The following is an 18,292-nucleotide window of genomic DNA, read 5'->3' as shown; positions in this document are numbered from 1 at the left end:
TCCGCATCGGCCCGCCGCTCTCACCCGCGGTTGGCGGCGATCATCTCCCGGTACCAGCGGTAGCTGTCCTTGGGTGTGCGCTCCTGCGTGTCGTAGTCGACCCGCACGATGCCGAAGCGCTTGTCGTAGCCGTACGCCCACTCGAAGTTGTCCAGCAGCGACCACACGTAGTACCCGCGCACGTCCACGCCCGCGTCGATCGCCGCCCGCAGCGCGGTGAGGTGGTCGCGCAGGTAGGCGACCCGGTCGGTGTCGTGCACGGTGCCGTCGGCGGCGGCCGCGTCGTCCTCCGCCGAGCCGTTCTCGGTGATGTGGACCGGCGGGAGCGCGTCGCCGTACTGCTGCTTCAGGGCGACGAGCAGGTCGGTGAAGCTGTCCGGCACGACCGGCCAGTTCATCGCCGTGTGCCGCACTCCGGGGAGCCGTACCTCCTCGTAGCGGTTGTCCGTGGCCACGCGGCGGGCCGGGTCGCTCTCGCGGTGCGGGGCGTCGGCGACCACGATCGGCCGGTAGTAGTTGACGCCGAGGAAGTCCAGGGGCTGGGAGATCAGGTCCAGGTCGCCGTCCCGCCGGAAGTCCGCCCCGGTGATCAGCTCGCCCCAGGTCTCCTCCTCGGTGGCCGGGTAGCGGCCCGCGAGGATCGGCTCGGTCCACACCAGGTTGTGCTGGGTGTCCGCGCGGACCACCGCCGCCAGGTCGGCGGGGGAGTCGGTGGCGGGCAGGTTGCGGTCCAGGTTGAGCGTGATGCCCACCTCGCGCACCCCGGCCGCGCGCAGCGCCTGCACGGCCAGCCCGTGCCCGACCAGCAGGTGGTGGGCAGCGGCCAGCGCGCCCCGGCCCTCCTTGGCTCCCGGGGCGTGCCGGCCGATGGAGTAGCCGACGAAGGAACTGCACCACGGCTCGTTGAGGGTGATCCAGCGCGGCACCCGGTCGCCCAGGTGCTCCGCGACCACCGCCGTGTACTCGGCGAACCGCTCCGCCGTCGCCCGCACCCGCCAGCCGCCGCGCTCTTCCAGGGCCTGGGGCAGGTCCCAGTGGTAGAGGGTGGCGGCCGGCTCGATGCCCGCCGCCAGCAGTTCGTCGACCAGGCGGGAGTAGAAGTCGAGCCCCTTGGGGTTCACCGCGCCGGAGCCGTCCGGCACGATGCGCGGCCAGGCGATCGAGAAGCGGTAGGAGTCCACACCGAGGCCGCGCAGCAGAGCCACGTCCTCGGGGTAGCGGTGGTAGTGGTCGCAGGCCACGTCACCGGTGTCGCCGTTCACCACCCGGCCGGGAGTGTGGCTGTAGGTGTCCCAGATCGACGGACCGCGGCCGTCCTCGGTCGCCGCGCCCTCGATCTGGTACGAGGCGGTCGCGGCGCCGAAGACGAAGCCGGGCGGGAAACCGGGGTAGTCGCTCATGCTGTGCTGCTCATCTCCCTGCTTGCGGGGCGTGCGAGGTTCACTTGACGGAACCGCCGGTGATCCCGGCGGCGATGTACTTCTGGGCGAGGACGAGGAGGATCGCCGCGGGCACCGCGGACAGCACCGACGCGGCCATCACCGAGCCCCAGTCGCCGACGTGCGCGCCGATGTACTGGTAGATGCCCAGGGTGATGGGCTTGACGTCGTCGGTCGTGTTCAGGGTGAGCGCGAACATGAAGTCGCTCCACGAGAACAGGAACGCGAACAGCCCCGACGTGATCAGCGAGTTGCGGCTCATCGGCAGCACCACCCGCACGAACGTCCGTACCGGACCGGCCCCGTCGATCTGCGCGGCCTCGATCACCTCGCCCGGGATCGACACCATGAAGGAGCGCATCAGCACGATGGAGAACGGGATGCCCAGCGAGGCGTCCGCCAGCATCAGGCCGAAGTAGGAGTTGACCAGGCCCAGGTCGACGTAGGAGTTGTAGAGCGCGTTGGCGATGACGATGCCCGGCACCATCTGGGTGATCAGCGTGCCGAACACGATGGTGCGCGAGCCGCGCAGCCCGAACCGGGCGAGACCGTACGCGGCGGGCGCCGAGATCGCCAGGCAGATGGCGACCGCGCCGAGCGAGACCGCGAGCGAGGTCAGCAGGTGCCCGCCCTGGTCGCTGATCGCCTTGGAGAAGCCGGAGAGGTCCAGACTGCCCGGCACCGGGTCGACCTGGAGCAGCCCCGAGTCGGGCTGGAGCGCGGTGTTGAGCATCCAGTACAGCGGGAAGAGCATCACGCACAGGATGAGCACGCCGGCGACGGTGGAGCCCCAGCGGCGCCGGGAGGCGGTGGGCGTGTGGGAGGCCATGGACGTCACTTCCCCTCGGTGCGGTTGGCCCGCAGGTAGAACACCGCAAACACGGCGGAGATCAGGATGAGTACGTTGCCGACGACGGCGCCCGCGCCGAAGTCCAGCTGGACGAACGAGTTCTGGTAGGTCAGGGTGCCGAGCGTCTGGGTCGCGTCGGCCGGACCGCCGTCGGTCAGGGCGAGGATCAGGTCCAGGATCTTCACCGTCGACATGAAGCCCAGCACGAGGACGACCGTCACCACGGGCTTGAGCATCGGCAGGGTCACCGAACGGAAGGTCCGCCAGGCCGACGCGCCGTCCAGCGCGGCCGCCTCGTGCAGCTCCTTCGGGATCTCCTGGAGACCGCCGTACAGGATGACCATGTTGAACGGGATGCCGATCCAGATGTTGACCAGGATCACGGACAGCAGGGCCATCTCCGGGCTGGTCAGCCACGGCGTGTGGCCGCCGATCCCCAGCGTGTCCAGGAACGAGTTGAGCACGCCCGTGTCCTGGTCGAGGATGCGCCGCCAGACGATGCCGGACACCACCATGGGCACCAGCCAGGGCAGCAGGATCAGCGAGCGCAGCACCCCGTTGAGAGGGAAGCGGCGGCTGAAGAACACCGCGAGCGCCAGGCCGATGCAGAACTGGCCGAGCAGGGAGCCCGCCGTGAAGACGAGCGTGTGCCACAGCGCCTTGCCGAACAGGGCGTCCTGGAACACGTTCGACCAGTTGTCGGCGCCGTTGAAGGGCGCCTCACCGGTGAAGAAGGTCTTCGGCGTGTAGTCCTGGAAGCTCATCACGACGTTGCGCACGAGCGGGTAGCCGAAGAACAGCAGCATGAAGACGACGGCGGGGGCGACGAACCCCCACTGGGCGAGCCTGCGGCGGCGCGCGATCCGGCCGGGGTCCGGCGCGGCGGGTGACGTGGACGCCTTTGCGGGCGCCTGCGCGCCGGCGGAAGACGTGGACGTGGGCATGGGCGTGGTCATGGGGGCGTACCTCAGTTCCCGCTCGTGGCCCGCTGCTGGGCGCGCTTCAGGGCGGTCTCACTGGACTGGCCGGTCAGGGCCGACTGGAAGGCGCTCTGCAGCGCCAGCGACACACTCGACCAGCCGGCGCCGAGCTTCGCCGTCCGGGACCGGGCGACGGCCACCTGGTCGGCGAGGGAGTCCAGCTCGGGCACCTTCTCGCGCCAGACGGCGGCGGCCTTGGCGTTGGCCGGGACCATCCAGCTGTTGAGCGCGTAGGTCAGCTGCTCCTTCTCGCTCGCCAGACAAGCGACGATCTTGCCGGCCGTCTTCTCCCGGGCCTCGTCACCGGTGTTGGGCACGGTGAGGACCGCACCGCCGAGCGGCCCGACCGAGTCGTCCCCGGCCTCCGGCACCGGGATCGGCGCGATGCCCCAGTGCAGCGACTTGTCGCTGTTGAGGGTCTCCACCTGCCACGGACCGTTGATCATCATCGCCGCGTTCCCGGCCATGAACTGGTCATTGACGTCCGCCTGGGTCCAGTTGACCGTCGACTTCGACAGCGAACGGTCCTTCAGCAGGCCCTTCCAGTAGTCCAGGGCCTCGACCACCTTCGGACCGTCCAGGTCGGTCTCGTCGCCGCCGTTGGACCACATGAACGGCGTGAACTGGAAGACGCCGTCCTCCGCGCCGCCCGCGCTGAGCGCCAGGCCGTACTGCTTGCCCTGCGTGAGCTTCTTCGCCGTCGCCCGCAGCTCGGCCCAGGTGGTGGGCACCTCGAGGCCCGCCTTGTCGAGGACGTCCTTGTTGTAGAAGAGGGCGAGGGTGTTCACGGAGCGGGCCGCGCCGTAGTACGTGCCCTTGTACGAGCCGAAGTCCACGATCCCGTCGGGGATGTCGTCGGTGCTGAGCCCGAGGGTCCTGAGGTCGACCAGGCCGCCCGCGTCGGCGAAGGTCGGCATCTCGGACGCGTCGAACTGCACGATGTCGGGCAGCGACTTGGACGAGGCCATACGCAGCGCCTTCGTCATCACCTGCGCCGCCGGGACGCTCTGCTGCTCGATGGTGACGCCCAGCTCCTTGCCGCAGCGGGCCATCGCCTCCGCGTCCCAGCGGTGGTACGACTCGTCGGTCGAGGAGTTCATCACGGTGTACGTGTCGGCGTCGCGCTGCTGTCCGCAGCCGGCCAGTGCCGCCCCGGCGACCAGCACGGACACGGCGGTGAACGGGGCGACGGCTCGGCGTGAGCGTCCTCGCCCGCGGCGCGTGGCAGCCGGGGGGTGTGCTGTCAAGGCGAGCGAGGTGAAGCGCTTCGACATGGTGCGGCCCTTGCTGTCGTACCGTCCGGCTTCCTCGCCGGACTGTTTTGTTTGATGTGATGACTAATACGTCACGAACCCGCTTCCGCGCTAGAGCAAAGTGGCCCCACTCTCTCCGTTCCGCGGGGTGAGGAGGTCGTTCTCTTGCGTGATAATGCCAGTTCAGCGCGTTAGAGCCGAGGCGAACACCTCGGCGTCGGGATTTGTTTTGTGTACGATCAAAACGCTGTGAGACGGCCTCCGCGCTCCCACCCCGACAGCTCCCGCCCCACCCAAGGAAGATCATGAAGTTCACCGACGGCTTCTGGCTCATCCGCGAGGGTGTGCATCTCTCGTACGCCACCGAGGTACGCGATGTACGCCCCGAATCGAAGCGCTTCACCGCCCATGCCGCCGTGAAGAAGGTGACGCGGAGGGGGGACACGCTCAACGCGCCGCTCCTCACGGTCGAGTGCTTCTCACCCGCCGAGGGCGTCATCGGCGTCCGCGTCACCCACCACGCCGGCAAGCGCCGGCCGGGCCCCGACTTCACCCTCGCCGCGGCGGCGGACGGCGCGGGCGAGGTACGCCAGGACGGCGCCGTCACCGAGCTGACCAGCGGCCCGCTCTCCCTCCGCCTGGACCGCGAGGCCCCCTTCGGCCTCACCTTCCACGACGCGGACGGACGCGAGCTGACCCACGCGAACGCCAAGGGCACCGCCTTCGCCACCACCGGCGACGGCGCCCACCACATGCTGAGCCGCCTCGCCCTCGGGGTCGGCGAGCAGATCTACGGCCTCGGCGAGCGCTTCACCCCGTTCGTCAAGAACGGCCAGGTCGTCGACATGTGGCAGGCCGACGGCGGCACCAGCAGCGAGCAGGCCTACAAGAACATCCCGTTCTACCTCTCCTCGCGCGGCTACGGCGTCTTCGTCAACCACCCCGGCGCGGTCTCCTTCGAGGTCGGCTCCGAATCCGTCGGCCAGGTGCAGTTCAGCGTCGAGGACCAGACGCTGGAGTACTACGTCGTCGCCGGTCCCACCCCCAAGGACGTCCTCACCCGCTACACCGCCCTCACCGGCCGCCCCGCCCTCCCGCCGGCCTGGTCCTTCGGCCTGTGGCTCACCACCTCCTTCACCACCTCCTACGACGAGCAGACGGTGACCTCCTTCGTGGACGGCATGGCCGAGCGCGGCATCCCGCTCTCCGTCTTCCACTTCGACTGCTTCTGGATGCGCGAGTACCAGTGGTGCGACTTCGAATGGGACCCGGACGTCTTCCCGGACCCGGACGGCATGCTCGCCCGGCTCAAGGCCAAGGGGCTGAAGGTCAGCGCCTGGATCAATCCCTACATCGCCCAGAAGTCCCCGCTCTTCGACGAGGCCGCCGCCCTCGGGCACCTGGTGCGCAGGCCCGACGGCGACATCTGGCAGTGGGACCTGTGGCAGGCCGGGATGGGCCTGGTCGACTTCACCAGCCCGGCCGCCCGCGACTGGTACGCCGGCAAGCTCAAGCCCCTGCTCGACCAGGGCGTGGACTGCTTCAAGACCGACTTCGGCGAGCGCGTCCCCACCGACGTGGTCTGGCACGACGGCGCCGACCCGGAGCGCATGCACAACTACTACACGCACCTGTTCAACCGCACCGTCTTCGAACTCCTGGAGAAGGAGCGCGGCCAGGGCGAGGCCGTCCTCTTCGCCCGCTCGGCGACCGCGGGCGGCCAGCAGTACCCCGTCCACTGGGGCGGCGACTGCTGGTCGTCCTTCGAGGCGATGGCCGAGTCGCTCCGGGGCGGCCTGTCCCTCTCGCTGAGCGGCTTCGGCTTCTGGAGCCACGACATCGGCGGCTTCGAGGGCACGCCCGACCCGGCGGTCTTCAAGCGCTGGCTGGCCTTCGGCCTGCTCTCCTCGCACAGCCGGCTGCACGGCTCCTCGTCGTACCGGGTGCCGTGGGAGTTCGGCGAGGAGGCCGTCGACGTCGCCCGCCGCTTCACCCTCCTCAAGCACCGCCTGATGCCCTACCTGTACGGCGTCGCCGCCGAGGCCCACCGCACCGGCGTGCCCATGATGCGGCCGATGGTCCTGGAGTACCCGCACGACCCGGCGTGCCGTCCGCTGGACCGTCAGTACATGCTCGGCTCCGACGTCCTGGTCGCCCCGGTCTTCACCGAGGACGGCGCGGTCGAGGTCTACCTCCCCGAGGGCGCCTGGACCCACCTCCTGACCGGCGAGCGCGTCACCGGCCCGGCCTGGCGCACCGAACGGCACGGCTACGACAGCCTGCCGCTGTACGTCCGGGGGGGCGCCGTCCTGCCGCTGGGCTCCGACGACCAGCGGCCCGACGGCGACTGGCTGGACGCCCCGACCCTGCTGGTCCACCCGTCCGCCGCCGCCGACTACGCGGCCGAGGTCACCGTGCCCGACCTGCTGGGCACACCGGCCGCGACGTTCCGCGTGCGGCGCGACGGGGACGTCCTGCGGGTCACCGCGAGCGGCACCGACCGCCCCTTCACCGTCCGGGTCGCGGGCGGCGCGAGCGAGCAGGGCACCGGAGAGGTGGCCGTGCCCCTGACCTGATCCGGATGTGGCAGGTGGCACAGACGGCGAAGCGGCACGCAAGAGGGGCGTGCCGCTTCGTTCTGCGCGGTGTTCGGCCGGGCGTTGCGCGGGGTGTGTCTCAGCGCTCCAGGGCGCCGAGCGCCGTCAGCAGCCGGTCCACGTCCTCCGCGCTGCTGTACGGAGCGAGGCCCACGCGTACGCCGCCCTCGTCGCCGAGGCCCAGCCGGCGCGCCGTCTCCACGGCGTAGAAGGAGCCGGCCGGCGCGTCGACCGCCCGCTCGGCGAGCTGCCGGTAGGCGTCGGCCGGGCGCAGGCCCGCCACGGTGAACAGCAGCGTCGGAGTGCGCCGCGCGGCCCGCGAGTACACGGTGATCCCGCCGAGGTCCCCGAGCCCCCGTTCGATCCGCTCGCGCAGCGCGTCCTCGTGCGCCTCCAGCGCCGCGAACGAGGCGACCAGCCGGTCCCGGCGAGAGCCTTCGGCCTCCGGGTCGAGCCCCGCCAGGAAGTCCACCGCCGCGCTCGCCCCGGCCAGCAGCTCGTAGGGCAGGGTGCCCAGTTCGAAACGCTCGGGCACGGTGTCGGCGGACGGCAGCAGCTTGTCCGGGCGCAGCGACTCCAGCAGCTCGGCACGGCCGGTCAGCACGCCCAGGTGCGGGCCGAGGAACTTGTACGGCGAACACACCAGCGTGTCCGCCCCCGTCTCCGCCAGGTCCACCACGGCGTGCGAGGCGTAGTGCACCGCGTCGACGTGGAAGTGCGCCCCGTGCGAGTGGACGAGGGATGCCAGCGCCGTCAGGTCCGGCATGGTCCCGATCAGGTTCGACGCGGCGGTGACCGCGACCAGCCTGGTGCGCGGGCCCAGCACCGCCGCGAGGTGCTCGGGACGCAGTTCGCCCGTGGCCGGGTCGAAGTCCGCCCACCGCACGTCTGCCCCGGCCGCCTCGGCCGCCTGCACCCAGGGCCGGATGTTCGAGTCGTGGTCGAGCCGGGTGACCACCACCTCGTCGCCCGGTCCCCAGCCCTTGGCCAGGGTCCGGGACAGGTCGTAGGCGAGCTGCGTGGCGCTGCGCCCGAAGACGACCGTCCCCGGCGTGGTGCCGAGGAGGTCGGCGAGGGCGGACCGGGCCCCGGCGACGATCCGGTCCGCGTTGCGCTCGCCCTCGGTGTTGCGCCCCCGGTTGGCGAGCGGGGCGGTCAGCGCCGCCGCGATGGCGTCGATCACCGGCTGCGGGGTCTGCGTCCCGCCCGGCGCGTCGAACCGCGCGGTACCGGACTTCAGGGCGGGCACGTGCGCGCGGATCGCGGCGACGTCGAGGGCCATGGGGCAACTCCAGGGTCGTGGGGCCAGACGGACGGGGAGGCGGATGGTCGTCAGGCGATACGTTCCTTCGGCCGGGGCGGCAGGTAGGTGGTACGGCTGGGCCGCACCCCGAGCCGCACCTGCGACTCCAGCCACATGATCGCAGCACCCGTGGGGTCTACGACAGGGACGAAGGGACCCTCGGCGGCGAGACGTTCCTGGAGGGCCGCCGCCACGCCCAGCATCCCGGTGCAGCCGAGCACGATCACGTCCGCCTCCCGCGCCGCCACCGCGGCCCGGGCCTGCCCGGCGAGCGCCTCGACCAGCCGGTCGCCGGGGTCCAGGTCGAGGACGGGGATGTCGACGACCCGGATCGGGCCGACCCGTTCCGTCAGCGCGTAGCGCCGGACCAGGCCGTGCAGCTTCGGCAGGACGGTGATCACCCCCGTGCGCTCGCCCAGCGCGAGGGAGGTGAGCACGGCGGGCTCGAAGCCGCCCACCACCGGGATGTCCACGATCTCCCGGGTCGCCTGTACGCCGGGGTCGCCGAAGCAGCTGACGAACACCGCGTCGGCGCCGTCCGCGGCGGCTTCACGCACCGCGTCGAGGATGCCCGGTCCGGCGAGCGCCTCGTCGTACTCGGACTCGATGGAGGCGGTGCCCCGCGCGATGCGGCGGACCTCGACCTCCGTGCCGGGCGACACCCAGGCACCCACCTCGCGGCGGACCTCCTCGGTGAACGCGTCGGTGATGACGGGGAGCACGACCGTGAGCTTCACAGCACCTCCAGGTGGGTGGGCGGGGCGGTCGGCCCACCCTGCGCGGGCCCGCCGAGGGCCGCAAGGTGCCAGGCGCACAGCCGGGCGGCGACGACCGTGCGGACCGCACCGCCGACGCGACCGTCGCCGTCCGCGACCGGCGCCGTCCGCGACCGGCGCCGTCCGCGACCGGCGCCGTCCGCGACCGGCGCCCGACTGTGCGGGGTGCCCTGCCGTTGTCGCGTACCAGTGCTTGATGCACGGTGACCGGCCGGGGGTGGCGGCCTAGTCTCGGCGCACCGCACCCGGCGCCCCGCCCCTCTGGAGTCCCCATGGCGTCCTCTTCAGCGGCCACCGAAAGAGAAAGGCAGGACAACCCACATGCTCCGACTGGGCATCGACGTGGGCGGCACCAACACCGACGCCGTCCTCATCGACGGCGACCGGGTGCTGGGCGCCGTGAAGGCGTCCACCACGGCCGACGTCACCGGCGGTATCGTCACCGCCGTCGGCGACCTCCGGCAGGCCACCGGCTTCGACCCGGCCGCCGTCCACGCGGTGATGATCGGCACCACGCACTTCATCAACGCGCTGGTGGAGGGCGAACGCCTGGCCCAGACCGCCGCCATCCGGTTCGGGCTGCCCGCCACCCGCGCCCTGCCCCCGCTGGTCGACTGGCCCGACCGCCTGGTCACCGCGATCGGCGGCCACAGCCATCTGTGCCACGGCGGCCACGAGTACGACGGCAGCCCCATCGCGGCCTTCGACGAGGCCGAGTTCCGCGCGGTCCTGGACCGGGCCGTCGCCGCCGGGGCCACCTCCTTCGCGCTGTCCTCCGTCTTCTCCCCGGTCAACGCCGAGTTCGAGACCCGCGCCGCCGAGATCATCGCCGAGCAGCTGCCCGGTGCCCCGGTGAGCCTGTCCCACGAGATCGGCCGCATGGGCCTGCTCGGCCGGGAGAACGCCACCGTCGTCAACGCCGCCCTGCGCGGCCTCGCCGACCAGGTCGCCACCGGACTGCTCCGCACGGTCGCGGAGGCGGGCATCAACGCGCCGGTCTTCCTCAGCCAGAACGACGGCACTCTGATGGACGTCGACTACGCCCGCCGCTACCCGGTGGCGACCTTCGCGTCAGGACCGACCAACTCCATGCGCGGCGCCGCGTTCCTGTCCCGGCTGCCGTCCTGCGCCGTCGTCGACATCGGCGGCACGACCAGCGACGTCGGCATCCTCCAGCAGGGCTTCCCACGCGAAGCGTCCACGGACGTCAACGTGGCCGGCGTGCAGACCAACTTCCGCATGCCCGACGTGCTCTCGATCGGCATCGGCGGCGGCAGCCACGTCGTGCACCAGGCCTCCGGCACCAGCGTCGGCCCCGCCAGCGTCGGCTACCGGCTCGCCCAGGAGGCCCTCGTCTTCGGCGGCACCCGCCTCACCGCCACCGACGTCGCGGTGGCCGGCGGGCGCGCCGAGGTGGGGGACGCCTCACTCGTCGCCCACCTCGACAAGAGCGTGGTGGACGCCGCCCTGCGCGTCGTCGACGACCGGCTCGCCGAGGTCGTCGACCGGATGCGGGCCTCCGCCGAACCGGTGCCCGTCGTCGCCGTCGGCGGCGGCAGCATCCTGGTGCCCGAGGACCTCGCGGGCGCGTCCCGCGTGGTGCGCCCCGACCACTTCGCCGTGGCCAACGCCATCGGCGCGGCGATCGCCCAGGTCGGCGGCGAGGTCGACCGGGTCTACTCGGTCGTACCGCAGCAGCGCGACACCGTGCTCGACGAGGCGCGTCAGGAAGCCGTCGACCGGGCGGTGGCCGCCGGAGCCCGGCCGGGCTCCGTCGAGATCGTCGACATCGAGGAAGTACCGCTGGCCTACCTGCCGGGCAACGCCACCCGGATCCGGGTCAAGGCCGTCGGAGAGCTGAGCCTGGGAGGCCCCCGTGCGTGAGATCACCGCCGACCACCTGCCCGACCTCGCCCGCGGGGCCGCCGTGCTCGGCACCGGGGGAGGCGGCGACCCGTTCGTCGGCCGCCTCCTCGCCCAGCAGGCGCTGAAGCGGAACGGGCCCGTGACCCTCCTCGACGTCGACGAGGTCGACGACGGGGCGTTCATCGTCCCGACCGCCTTCATGGGGGCGCCCACGGTGATGCTGGAGAAGCTCCCCTCGGGCGACGAGATCATCGGTGCCATGCGGGCCCTGGAGGAACTCCTCGGCCGCAAGGCCACCCACACCGTCTCCATCGAGGCGGGCGGCCTGAACTCGATGTCGCCGTTCGTCGCCGCCGCCGAGGCGGGCGTCCCGCTGATCGACGCCGACGGCATGGGCCGCGCCTTCCCCGAACTGCAGATGCTGCTGCCCACCCTCGGCGGTGTGCGGGCCTCCCCGATGGCGCTCGCCGACGAGCGCGGCAACTCCGTCACCCTGCGCACCGACGGCAACGCCTGGGCGGAGCGGCTCGCCCGCGCCGCCACCGTCGAGATGGGGTGCAGTGCGGCGGTCAGCCTGTACGCCCTCACCGGCCGCCAGGCCAAGGACCACCTGGTGCCCGGCACCCTGACCCTGTGCGAGCGGGTCGGCCGGGCCATCCGCGAGGCCCGCGAGGGCCACGAGGACCCGGTGGCGGCGGCATCCGGTGTCCTCGGCGGCCGGACGGTCTTCACCGGGAAGATCGGCGACGTGCAGCGCACCACGACGGGTGGCTTCGCCCGCGGCACCGCCCGGCTCACCGGCCTCGACGCCGACACCGGCTCCGCGCTGGAGCTGTCCTTCCAGAACGAGAACCTGGTCGCCACCCGCGACGGCGAGGTCGTCGTCAGCGTCCCCGACCTGATCTGCGTCCTCGACACCGACTCCGGCGAACCGGTCACCACCGAGACGCTCCGCTACGGCCTGCGGGTCAGCGTCCTCGGAGTGCCCTGCGACCCGCGCTGGCGCACCCCCGAGGGTCTCGACCTGGCCGGGCCCGGCTACTTCGGCTACGCGCACGAGTACGTCCCGTTCCGGGGCGCCGAAGTGTGATGATCGAAGGGTGACCCGCACGTCCGCCGAGGCCCCCTCGCCCGTGTCTCCCGCGCCGCTGACCGCCGCGCGGGTGCCGGCGCTGGCCGCCGGGGCGACTTTGCTCGGCTCCGGCGGCGGGGGAGAGGTGGCCACCGGCGCGCTGCTGCTGCGCCGCGAGCTGGCCGGGTCACCGGTGCCGCTGGTCCCCGCCGGCGCGCAGGCGCCGGACACCCTCGTGGTGCACGCCGGGCTGGTCGGCGCCCCCGACGTCCTGGCCGAACGGCTCGCCGACCCCGAGGACTTCGCCCACGCCGTACGTACCGCCGCCGAGGTGGTGGGCGGGCCGGCGGGTGCGGTCGGGGTCATCGAGATCGGCGGCCTCAACGCCGTCGTCGCCGCGGTCGCCGCCGCCCGGCTCGGCCTGCCGCTGGTCGACGGCGACCTCATGGGGCGGGCCTTCCCCCGCATCGACCAGACCGTCGCCGCCGTGGCCGGGGTGGACCCGGCGCCGCTCGTCCTGGTCGGCCCCGGCCGGAACACCGTCGTCGTCCGGGAGTGCTCACGCCGCCTGGCCGAACGGCTGCTGCGCGCCAACGTCCTCGCCCTCGGCGGGGCCGCCGCGCTCGCCGTCCACCCCCTGCCCGCCGCCCGGCTCGCGGCGATCGGGGTGCGCGGCTCCGTCTCCGCCTGCCTCGGACTCGGCGACCGACTCCTGACCGCCCGGGAGGCGAGCGGCACACCCGAGGGCCTGGCCGACGCCCTCGGTGCCGAGTTGCTCGCGACCGGCCGCGTCGAGGAGCTCGTCCCCCGCCAGGACCTGACCCCCGGCTGGGCGACCGTCACCGACGGACGCACCGGCGCCGTGGTCCGGGTGGACCTCCTGGACGAGTACCTGGCCGTCACGGTCGACGGCGTCACCCGGGCCGCCGCCCCGCAGATCATCGCCGCCGTCGACCCCAGCGGCCGCCGCCCCCTGCGCGCCGACCAGCTCCGCACCGGCGGCCACCTGATCCTGCTCCGCCTCCCGCCCCTGCACGCATGGCCCGCCGGGACGGAACCCCTGGTCGGCCCCACCGCCTTCGGTCTCGACCTGGCGCCGCCCACCGGCCCGGTGGCGGACCCCGGCGCTGTCTCGCCGCGGGGCCGGTCATGACCGCGGCCAGTGGCGCCGCCGTCCGGCACCGCAACGGCTGCCGCCTGATGCCGCTGCGGCTCCCGCCCTTGCCCGTGCGGCCTGCCGGGGCGGGATCCCTGGCCGGTGCCGGTGCTTTCGGTCTCGGCCTGGCGCGGCCCCCGGGTCCGGTCGCGGGCCTCTGCGCTGTCTCGTCGTGGGGCCGGTCATGACCGCCGTCGTGAGCGTCGCCGACCGGTTCCGCACCGGCGGCCACGTGATCCTGTTCCGCCTCCGCCTCCGCCTCCGCCTCCGCCTCCGCACCCGTTGGCCGGCAGGGGCGGAACCTCTGGCCGGTGCCGGTGCTTTCGGTCTCGGCCTGGCGCCGCCCGCCGGTCCGGTCGCGGGACGGGCGGGCCCCGGTGCCGTCTCGTCGTGGGGCCCGTCGTGACCGCCGCACCGAGTGTTGCCGACCTGTTGGCCGACCCCCTGCTCGGGGGTGCCCGCACGCTGGCCGGACACGCCGGGCTGGGGCGGGCCGTGCGCGATGTCACCGTGTACCGCGGCGCCCTCGCCCCGGTCGACGGCCACCTGGTGCTCTGCGCCCTGGCGGACGCCACCCCCGCCTACCGGCTCGACGCCCTCGTCCGCCGCGCCCAGGAGGCCGGAGCCGCGGCGCTGTGCGTCACCGCCGACGGCACGGCCAGGCCCCCGCTGTCCGCCGTACGACTGGCGGACCGGCTGCGGATCCCGGTGCTGTGGGCCGCCACCGACGACCCGTTCCGGCTGGCCCTCGACCTCACCCTGCGGGTCCGCGCCCCCGAGGTGACGCGGGCCCGCACCGTCGAGAACCTGCTCCGCCGCCTCACCACCCGCACGGAGGGGCCCGAGCTGATCGCCGTCGCCCGTGCCGTGCTCGCCGCCGACGTCAGCCTCGTCACCCCCGACGGCGGAGCCATCGTCGGCGATCCGGTGGTGCCGGACGCCCTGCGCCCGGAGCTGGCCGTGCCCCAGCGCACCCCCGGTCTGCTGGCCCACCCCGTGCACGCCGTCCCGCTCGCCGGGCACCTGCCGGGCGGCACCGCGCCGGTCACCGCCTGGCTGGTGTGGCCCTTCGAACGGGCCGACGAGGACCGCGCCGACACCGTCGCGCTGGGTCTCGCCCTGCTCGAACCCTTCGTCCGGTCCTGGCTCGCCGGCGCGCGCACCCGGGCCGACCACGACAGCGCCGTCCGCCGCCGACTGCTGGCCGAGGTCGTCACCGGCCGCGGCACCGTCAGCCGGGAGGTCGTCGAGCAGGCGGTCGCCCTGGGCTGGCGGCTGGAGGACTGGCACGTGGGGCTGGCCGTACGCGCCGAGGAACCGCCCGCGGCGGACCGTCCCGACACCGTCCCCGCACCGCTGCTCGCCGCCCTGTCCCGGTACGGGGTCGGCGCCCAGGCGGTGGCGGAGGGCGACGGCGACTGGGCCCTGTGGTCCAGCAGCGGTCCCCGGCCCGACGACGACGAACCCCGGCTGCTGCTGCGCCGCGTGCGCCGGGCGCTCGCCGAACTTCCTCCCGGCTGGCGGCTGGTGGCCGGCATCGGCAGGCCCCGCCAGGGCCCCGGCGGCCTGGCCGACACCCTGACCGAGGCCCGCAACGCGGCCCGGCTCGCGGCTGCCAGGGACGTCCGGCCGTCCGTGGAACACACCGACGAACTCGGCGTGGGCAGACTGCTGGCCGCCTGGCAGCAGTCCGACATCACCCGCGCCTTCGCCGAGACCGCGCTCGCCCCGCTGAGCGGCCCCGACCACGCCCACCTGCTCACCACCTTGCGGGTCTTCCTCGAGCACGGCGGCTCCGCCGCCGCCACCGCCCGCGCCCTCGGCCTGCACCGCAACACCGTCGCCGCCCGGCTGCGTCAGGTCCGCGAACGGCTCGGCGTCCCGCTGGACGACCCCAGCAACCGGCTCGCCCTCCAGATGGCCTGCCGTGCCCTGACCTCCCCCTGAGACCGGCGGACCGTCAGGACGCAGCGGCTTGCGGACCGGCCTGCGGTCCGGCGTCCGATGGCTCCTTCTCCCGCCCGCCGGGATGCCGGTGCCGCCAGACCCAGAAGACCGTGCAGGACAGCAGCGCCCACCCGCCCAGCACCAGGAACGGAAACGCGTGCTGGTGGCCCTGGAAGTACACCGCGGTGTGCTGCGCGTTGACCGAGGCCCCGGGCGGCAGCCACCGGCCGATCACCCCCAGCGGCGACGGCAGCAGCGGCCAGGACACCGCGCCGCCCGAGGAGGGGTTGCCGATGATCACCATCAGGCCCCAGGTCGGCAGCATCGCCCAGCGGCCGAACATGGTGTTGAACATGGTGAAGACCATGCCGGACACGAACATCGTGAGCGCCAGGATCAGCCACGACTCGGCGAACGGCAGGTTCACCGCACCCAGCAGCCAGTCCACCGTGGCCGCGATGACAAACGCGCCGAGCAGCGCGTAGGCCACCGTGAACAGGATGCGCTCCAACGGGGTGAGCGCCCGCGCGTGCACGCTGAGCTGGATCGCCCCGACGAAGCCGATGATCACGGCGGCCAGGGAGATGTAGAAGATCGCCAGCCCGCGCGGGTCACCCCGTTGCAGGGGGTTGACGTCCCGAACCGTGACCTGGACGCCGAGCTTCTTCCCCACGGCCGGTGCCGTCTGCGCGAGCAGTTCGGCGACCGAGGCGCCGGACGCGCCGGACACCTCGAGCACGGCGTCCCGCCCGTCGTCGCGCAGCTCGAAGACCGCGAAGACCTCCTGCTGCTCGATCGCCTCGCGGGCCGCGGCGCGGGTCTCGTAGGGATGCACCCGCACCGAGGTGTCCAGCGCCTGTTCCAGGCCGCGCAGGAAGGCCCGGCCGTCCGCCTTCTCGTAGGAGCCGACCACGGCCGTGGGGATCAGGCGCGGCGTCGGGTTCGCCATCGAGTAGGTGTACGAGCCCGCGAAGAAGCCCGCCGCGGCGGCGAGGATCAGCACCAGCACGGTGGCCGGCCAGAACGGCGACTGCCGGAACGCGGACCACCGCCCGCGCACCGGCGCGCCGCCGTCGGCGTCCTGCGACGTGTGTGCCATGTCCGACGGGGTCAGGCGTGGACCAGCGGCGTGTCCACCAGGTGTTCCGCAACGAACCACGCCTGGAGTTCGTTGGTCCGCAGGACCTCGGAGACCAGCAGGTCGTTGGTGCCGTCGTCCCCGTACTCCTGGGTGCGGGCCGCCGCGTCGTGACACTCGGTCAGGATCAGCTCGTGCGCCTCCAGCAGCCGCGAGAGCATCGACGGCACCTCCTCCACGCCGTCCGGCGGGCGCGGCACGGTGGTGATCTCGGCGACGTGCCGGGGGTCGCCGACCGCGACGCCGCCGAGCGTCTGGACGCGTTCGGCGACGGTGTCGATCAGCTCCAGCTGCTCACCCGCGTGCTTGTCCAGCAGCAGGTGCAGTTGGTAGAACGTCGCCCCTCGCATCAGCCAGTGGTACTTCTTGTACAGATCGTGCAGGATCCGGGTGTCCGCCAGGACCTTGTTGAGCCGCTGGCAGGAGTAGAGCCGGGTGTCCATGGTCAGGGCCACGGGGAACTGCTTGACGGTGCCGAACTCCTGAATCGTCCGGCCCTTCTGGTGCAGCCAGGGCTGGCTGCCGTCCGACCGGTGCTCCACGGACGACGAGGGTTTCGGCTTCGGGGAACTCACGCCTGGACTCCTTCCGGAGAGGACTGAAGAGCGGGCCGGCGCGATACCGCCGGCCCCGGTCCCCCCGCGCCAGTCGACCAGCCGTAGGCCCGGCCCGCAAACGGTGGGGGTTGTCCGGGCCATCTCTCCCCGCTTAGGGTCGGCCCTGTTTGAAAGCGCTTTCTAGTCATGGGCGCGTGCGACCGCGCCGCCGTCCGAGGAGGACCGCATGTCCCCAAGTCCCGCCCGGCGCCGGGTCGCGGTGGTCGGCACCGGTGCCATCGTCACCGGCAGTCACCTGCCCGCCCTCGCCGCCCACGCCGACCGCACCGAACTGGTCGCCGCCGTCGACGTGGACCCCGCGCGGCTCGACGCCTTCCGCGCGCAGGCGCCCGGCGACGTCGCCGGGTACGCGTCGACGGGCGCCATGCTGGACGCCGTACGCCCCGACCTCGTCCTGGTCGGCACCCCGCCGTCGCTGCACCGGGAGCAGACCGTGGCCGCGCTGAAGGCCGGGGCCTGGGTGCTGTGCGAGAAGCCGCTGTGCCTCTCCCTCGCCGAGTACGACGACATCGCGGCGGCCGAGGAGGCGTCCGGGGCGTACGCGTCCGTGATCTTCCAGCACCGGTACGGCTCCGGCGCGGCGCACGCCCGCGACCTGATCGCCGGCGGCGAGCTGGGCGCCCCGCTGGTCGCACACTGCCAGACGACCTGGCACCGCGACGCCGCCTACTACGCGGTGCCCTGGCGCGGCCGCTGGTCCACCGAGGGCGGCGGGCCGACCATGGGCCACGGCATCCACCAGTACGACCTGCTGCTGCATCTGCTCGGCCCCTGGGCGGAGATACGGGCCATGGCCTCGCGCCTGGTGCACGACACCGAGAGCGAGGACGTCTCCACCGCCCTGGTCCGCTTCGAGAGCGGCGCCCTCGCCACCGTCGTCAACAGCGTGCTCTCCCCGGACGAGGTGAGCCGGATACGCGTCGACTGCGCGGATGCGACGGTCGAGTTGACGCACCTGTACGGGCACCGCAACGACGACTGGACCTACATCCCGGCCCGGCACGTCGCGCCCGCCCGCGCCGCCGCCTGGGGCGCCCCGGACGTCGACGTGCCCAGCTCCCACACGGCGCAGCTCGGCGCCGTACTGGACGCCTGGGACGCCGGGACCCGCCCGCCCGGCAGCGGCCAGGAGGCGCGCGCCACGCTGGAGTTCGCCGCGGCCCTGTACAAGGCGGCGTTCACCGGGCGGCCGGTGCGCGCGGACGAGATCGCCGCCGGTGACCCCTTCTACTCCGCGATGCACGGCGACCACCCCGACTGGGCCCCCGGAGAGCGCGCGTAACGACCCAAAGGAGGGG

At 73.1% G+C, this 18,292-nt stretch carries 14 protein-coding genes; 6 read left to right on the top strand and 8 right to left on the bottom strand.

The features are described 5' to 3' along the window. Nucleotides 1-20: 20 nt before the first annotated feature. Genes ACZ7MF_RS20185 through ACZ7MF_RS20170 form a run of 4 tightly spaced genes read right to left on the bottom strand, consistent with a single transcriptional unit; the run spans nt 21 to nt 4,543 of the window. Nucleotides 21-1,400, bottom strand: coding sequence for a GH1 family beta-glucosidase (locus tag ACZ7MF_RS20185; protein WP_471478152.1), 1,380 nt, complete (start codon nt 1,398-1,400; stop codon nt 21-23). 40 nt (nt 1,401-1,440) lie between these two features. Beyond that, a complete protein-coding gene (locus ACZ7MF_RS20180) occupies nt 1,441-2,268 on the bottom strand; it encodes a carbohydrate ABC transporter permease (RefSeq protein ID WP_186778143.1) in 828 nt (275 codons plus the stop codon). Nucleotides 2,269-2,273: 5 nt separating this feature from the next. Then, on the bottom strand, nt 2,274-3,245 hold the full coding sequence (locus ACZ7MF_RS20175) for a carbohydrate ABC transporter permease (protein WP_471478151.1): 972 nt from the start codon (nt 3,243-3,245) through the stop codon (nt 2,274-2,276). A gap of 11 nt (nt 3,246-3,256) precedes the next feature. After that, on the bottom strand, nt 3,257-4,543 hold the full coding sequence (locus ACZ7MF_RS20170; RefSeq protein WP_471478150.1) for an ABC transporter substrate-binding protein: 1,287 nt from the start codon (nt 4,541-4,543) through the stop codon (nt 3,257-3,259). A gap of 284 nt (nt 4,544-4,827) precedes the next feature. Here ACZ7MF_RS20170 and yicI point away from each other — a divergent pair, with 284 nt between their 5' ends. Continuing rightward, nucleotides 4,828-7,098 (top strand): alpha-xylosidase, encoded by a 2,271-nt coding sequence (gene yicI / locus ACZ7MF_RS20165; protein WP_471478149.1) that lies wholly within the window; start codon nt 4,828-4,830, stop codon nt 7,096-7,098. Between the two features lie 100 nt (nt 7,099-7,198). Here the strand turns inward: yicI and ACZ7MF_RS20160 are convergent, their stop codons facing one another. Together ACZ7MF_RS20160 and ACZ7MF_RS20155 are read right to left on the bottom strand one after the other, a co-directional pair. Continuing rightward, nucleotides 7,199-8,401 carry a cysteine desulfurase-like protein gene (locus ACZ7MF_RS20160; RefSeq protein WP_471478148.1) on the bottom strand — a complete coding sequence of 401 codons (1,203 nt, stop codon included), beginning with the start codon at nt 8,399-8,401 and terminating at the stop codon, nt 7,199-7,201. 50 nt (nt 8,402-8,451) lie between these two features. After that, entirely contained in the window at nt 8,452-9,159 is a 708-nt protein-coding gene (locus ACZ7MF_RS20155) for an aspartate/glutamate racemase family protein (RefSeq protein WP_471478147.1), read from the bottom strand. A 360-nt stretch (nt 9,160-9,519) separates the two neighbouring features. Between ACZ7MF_RS20155 and ACZ7MF_RS20150 the strand changes: the two genes are divergently transcribed. The 4 genes from ACZ7MF_RS20150 to ACZ7MF_RS20135 all read left to right on the top strand — a co-directional run bounded on the left by ACZ7MF_RS20150 (nt 9,520) and on the right by ACZ7MF_RS20135 (nt 15,239). Further along, on the top strand, nt 9,520-11,082 hold the full coding sequence (locus ACZ7MF_RS20150; protein ID WP_471478146.1) for a hydantoinase/oxoprolinase N-terminal domain-containing protein: 1,563 nt from the start codon (nt 9,520-9,522) through the stop codon (nt 11,080-11,082). Next, nucleotides 11,075-12,154 carry a DUF917 domain-containing protein gene (locus ACZ7MF_RS20145; RefSeq protein ID WP_471478145.1) on the top strand — a complete coding sequence of 360 codons (1,080 nt, stop codon included), beginning with the start codon at nt 11,075-11,077 and terminating at the stop codon, nt 12,152-12,154. The genes ACZ7MF_RS20150 and ACZ7MF_RS20145 overlap by 8 nt, the downstream gene beginning before the upstream one ends. Nucleotides 12,155-12,164: 10 nt before the next feature. Next, complete coding sequence (locus ACZ7MF_RS20140; protein WP_471478144.1) at nt 12,165-13,289, top strand: DUF917 domain-containing protein; 1,125 nt, start codon at nt 12,165-12,167, stop codon at nt 13,287-13,289. Nucleotides 13,290-13,694: 405 nt separating this feature from the next. Continuing rightward, nucleotides 13,695-15,239: a helix-turn-helix domain-containing protein gene (locus ACZ7MF_RS20135; RefSeq protein ID WP_471478143.1), complete on the top strand. Its 1,545-nt coding sequence runs from the start codon at nt 13,695-13,697 to the stop codon at nt 15,237-15,239. Nucleotides 15,240-15,252: 13 nt separating this feature from the next. Here the strand turns inward: ACZ7MF_RS20135 and ACZ7MF_RS20130 are convergent, their stop codons facing one another. Continuing rightward, on the bottom strand, nt 15,253-16,338 hold the full coding sequence (locus ACZ7MF_RS20130; RefSeq protein ID WP_471478142.1) for an ABC-2 transporter permease: 1,086 nt from the start codon (nt 16,336-16,338) through the stop codon (nt 15,253-15,255). A gap of 11 nt (nt 16,339-16,349) precedes the next feature. Beyond that, nucleotides 16,350-16,952: a Dps family protein gene (locus ACZ7MF_RS20125; protein WP_356864807.1), complete on the bottom strand. Its 603-nt coding sequence runs from the start codon at nt 16,950-16,952 to the stop codon at nt 16,350-16,352. A 208-nt stretch (nt 16,953-17,160) separates the two neighbouring features. On the opposite strand from ACZ7MF_RS20125, the gene ACZ7MF_RS20120 reads away from it, so the two are divergent. Beyond that, nucleotides 17,161-18,276, top strand: coding sequence for a Gfo/Idh/MocA family protein (locus tag ACZ7MF_RS20120; RefSeq protein ID WP_471478141.1), 1,116 nt, complete (start codon nt 17,161-17,163; stop codon nt 18,274-18,276). Nucleotides 18,277-18,292 lie beyond the last annotated feature (16 nt).

Source organism: Streptomyces sp. NPDC111628 (assembly GCF_055635195.1).
The sequence above is the reverse complement of the archived record's forward strand: the minus strand, read 5'-3'. Positions and strand labels throughout refer to the sequence as shown.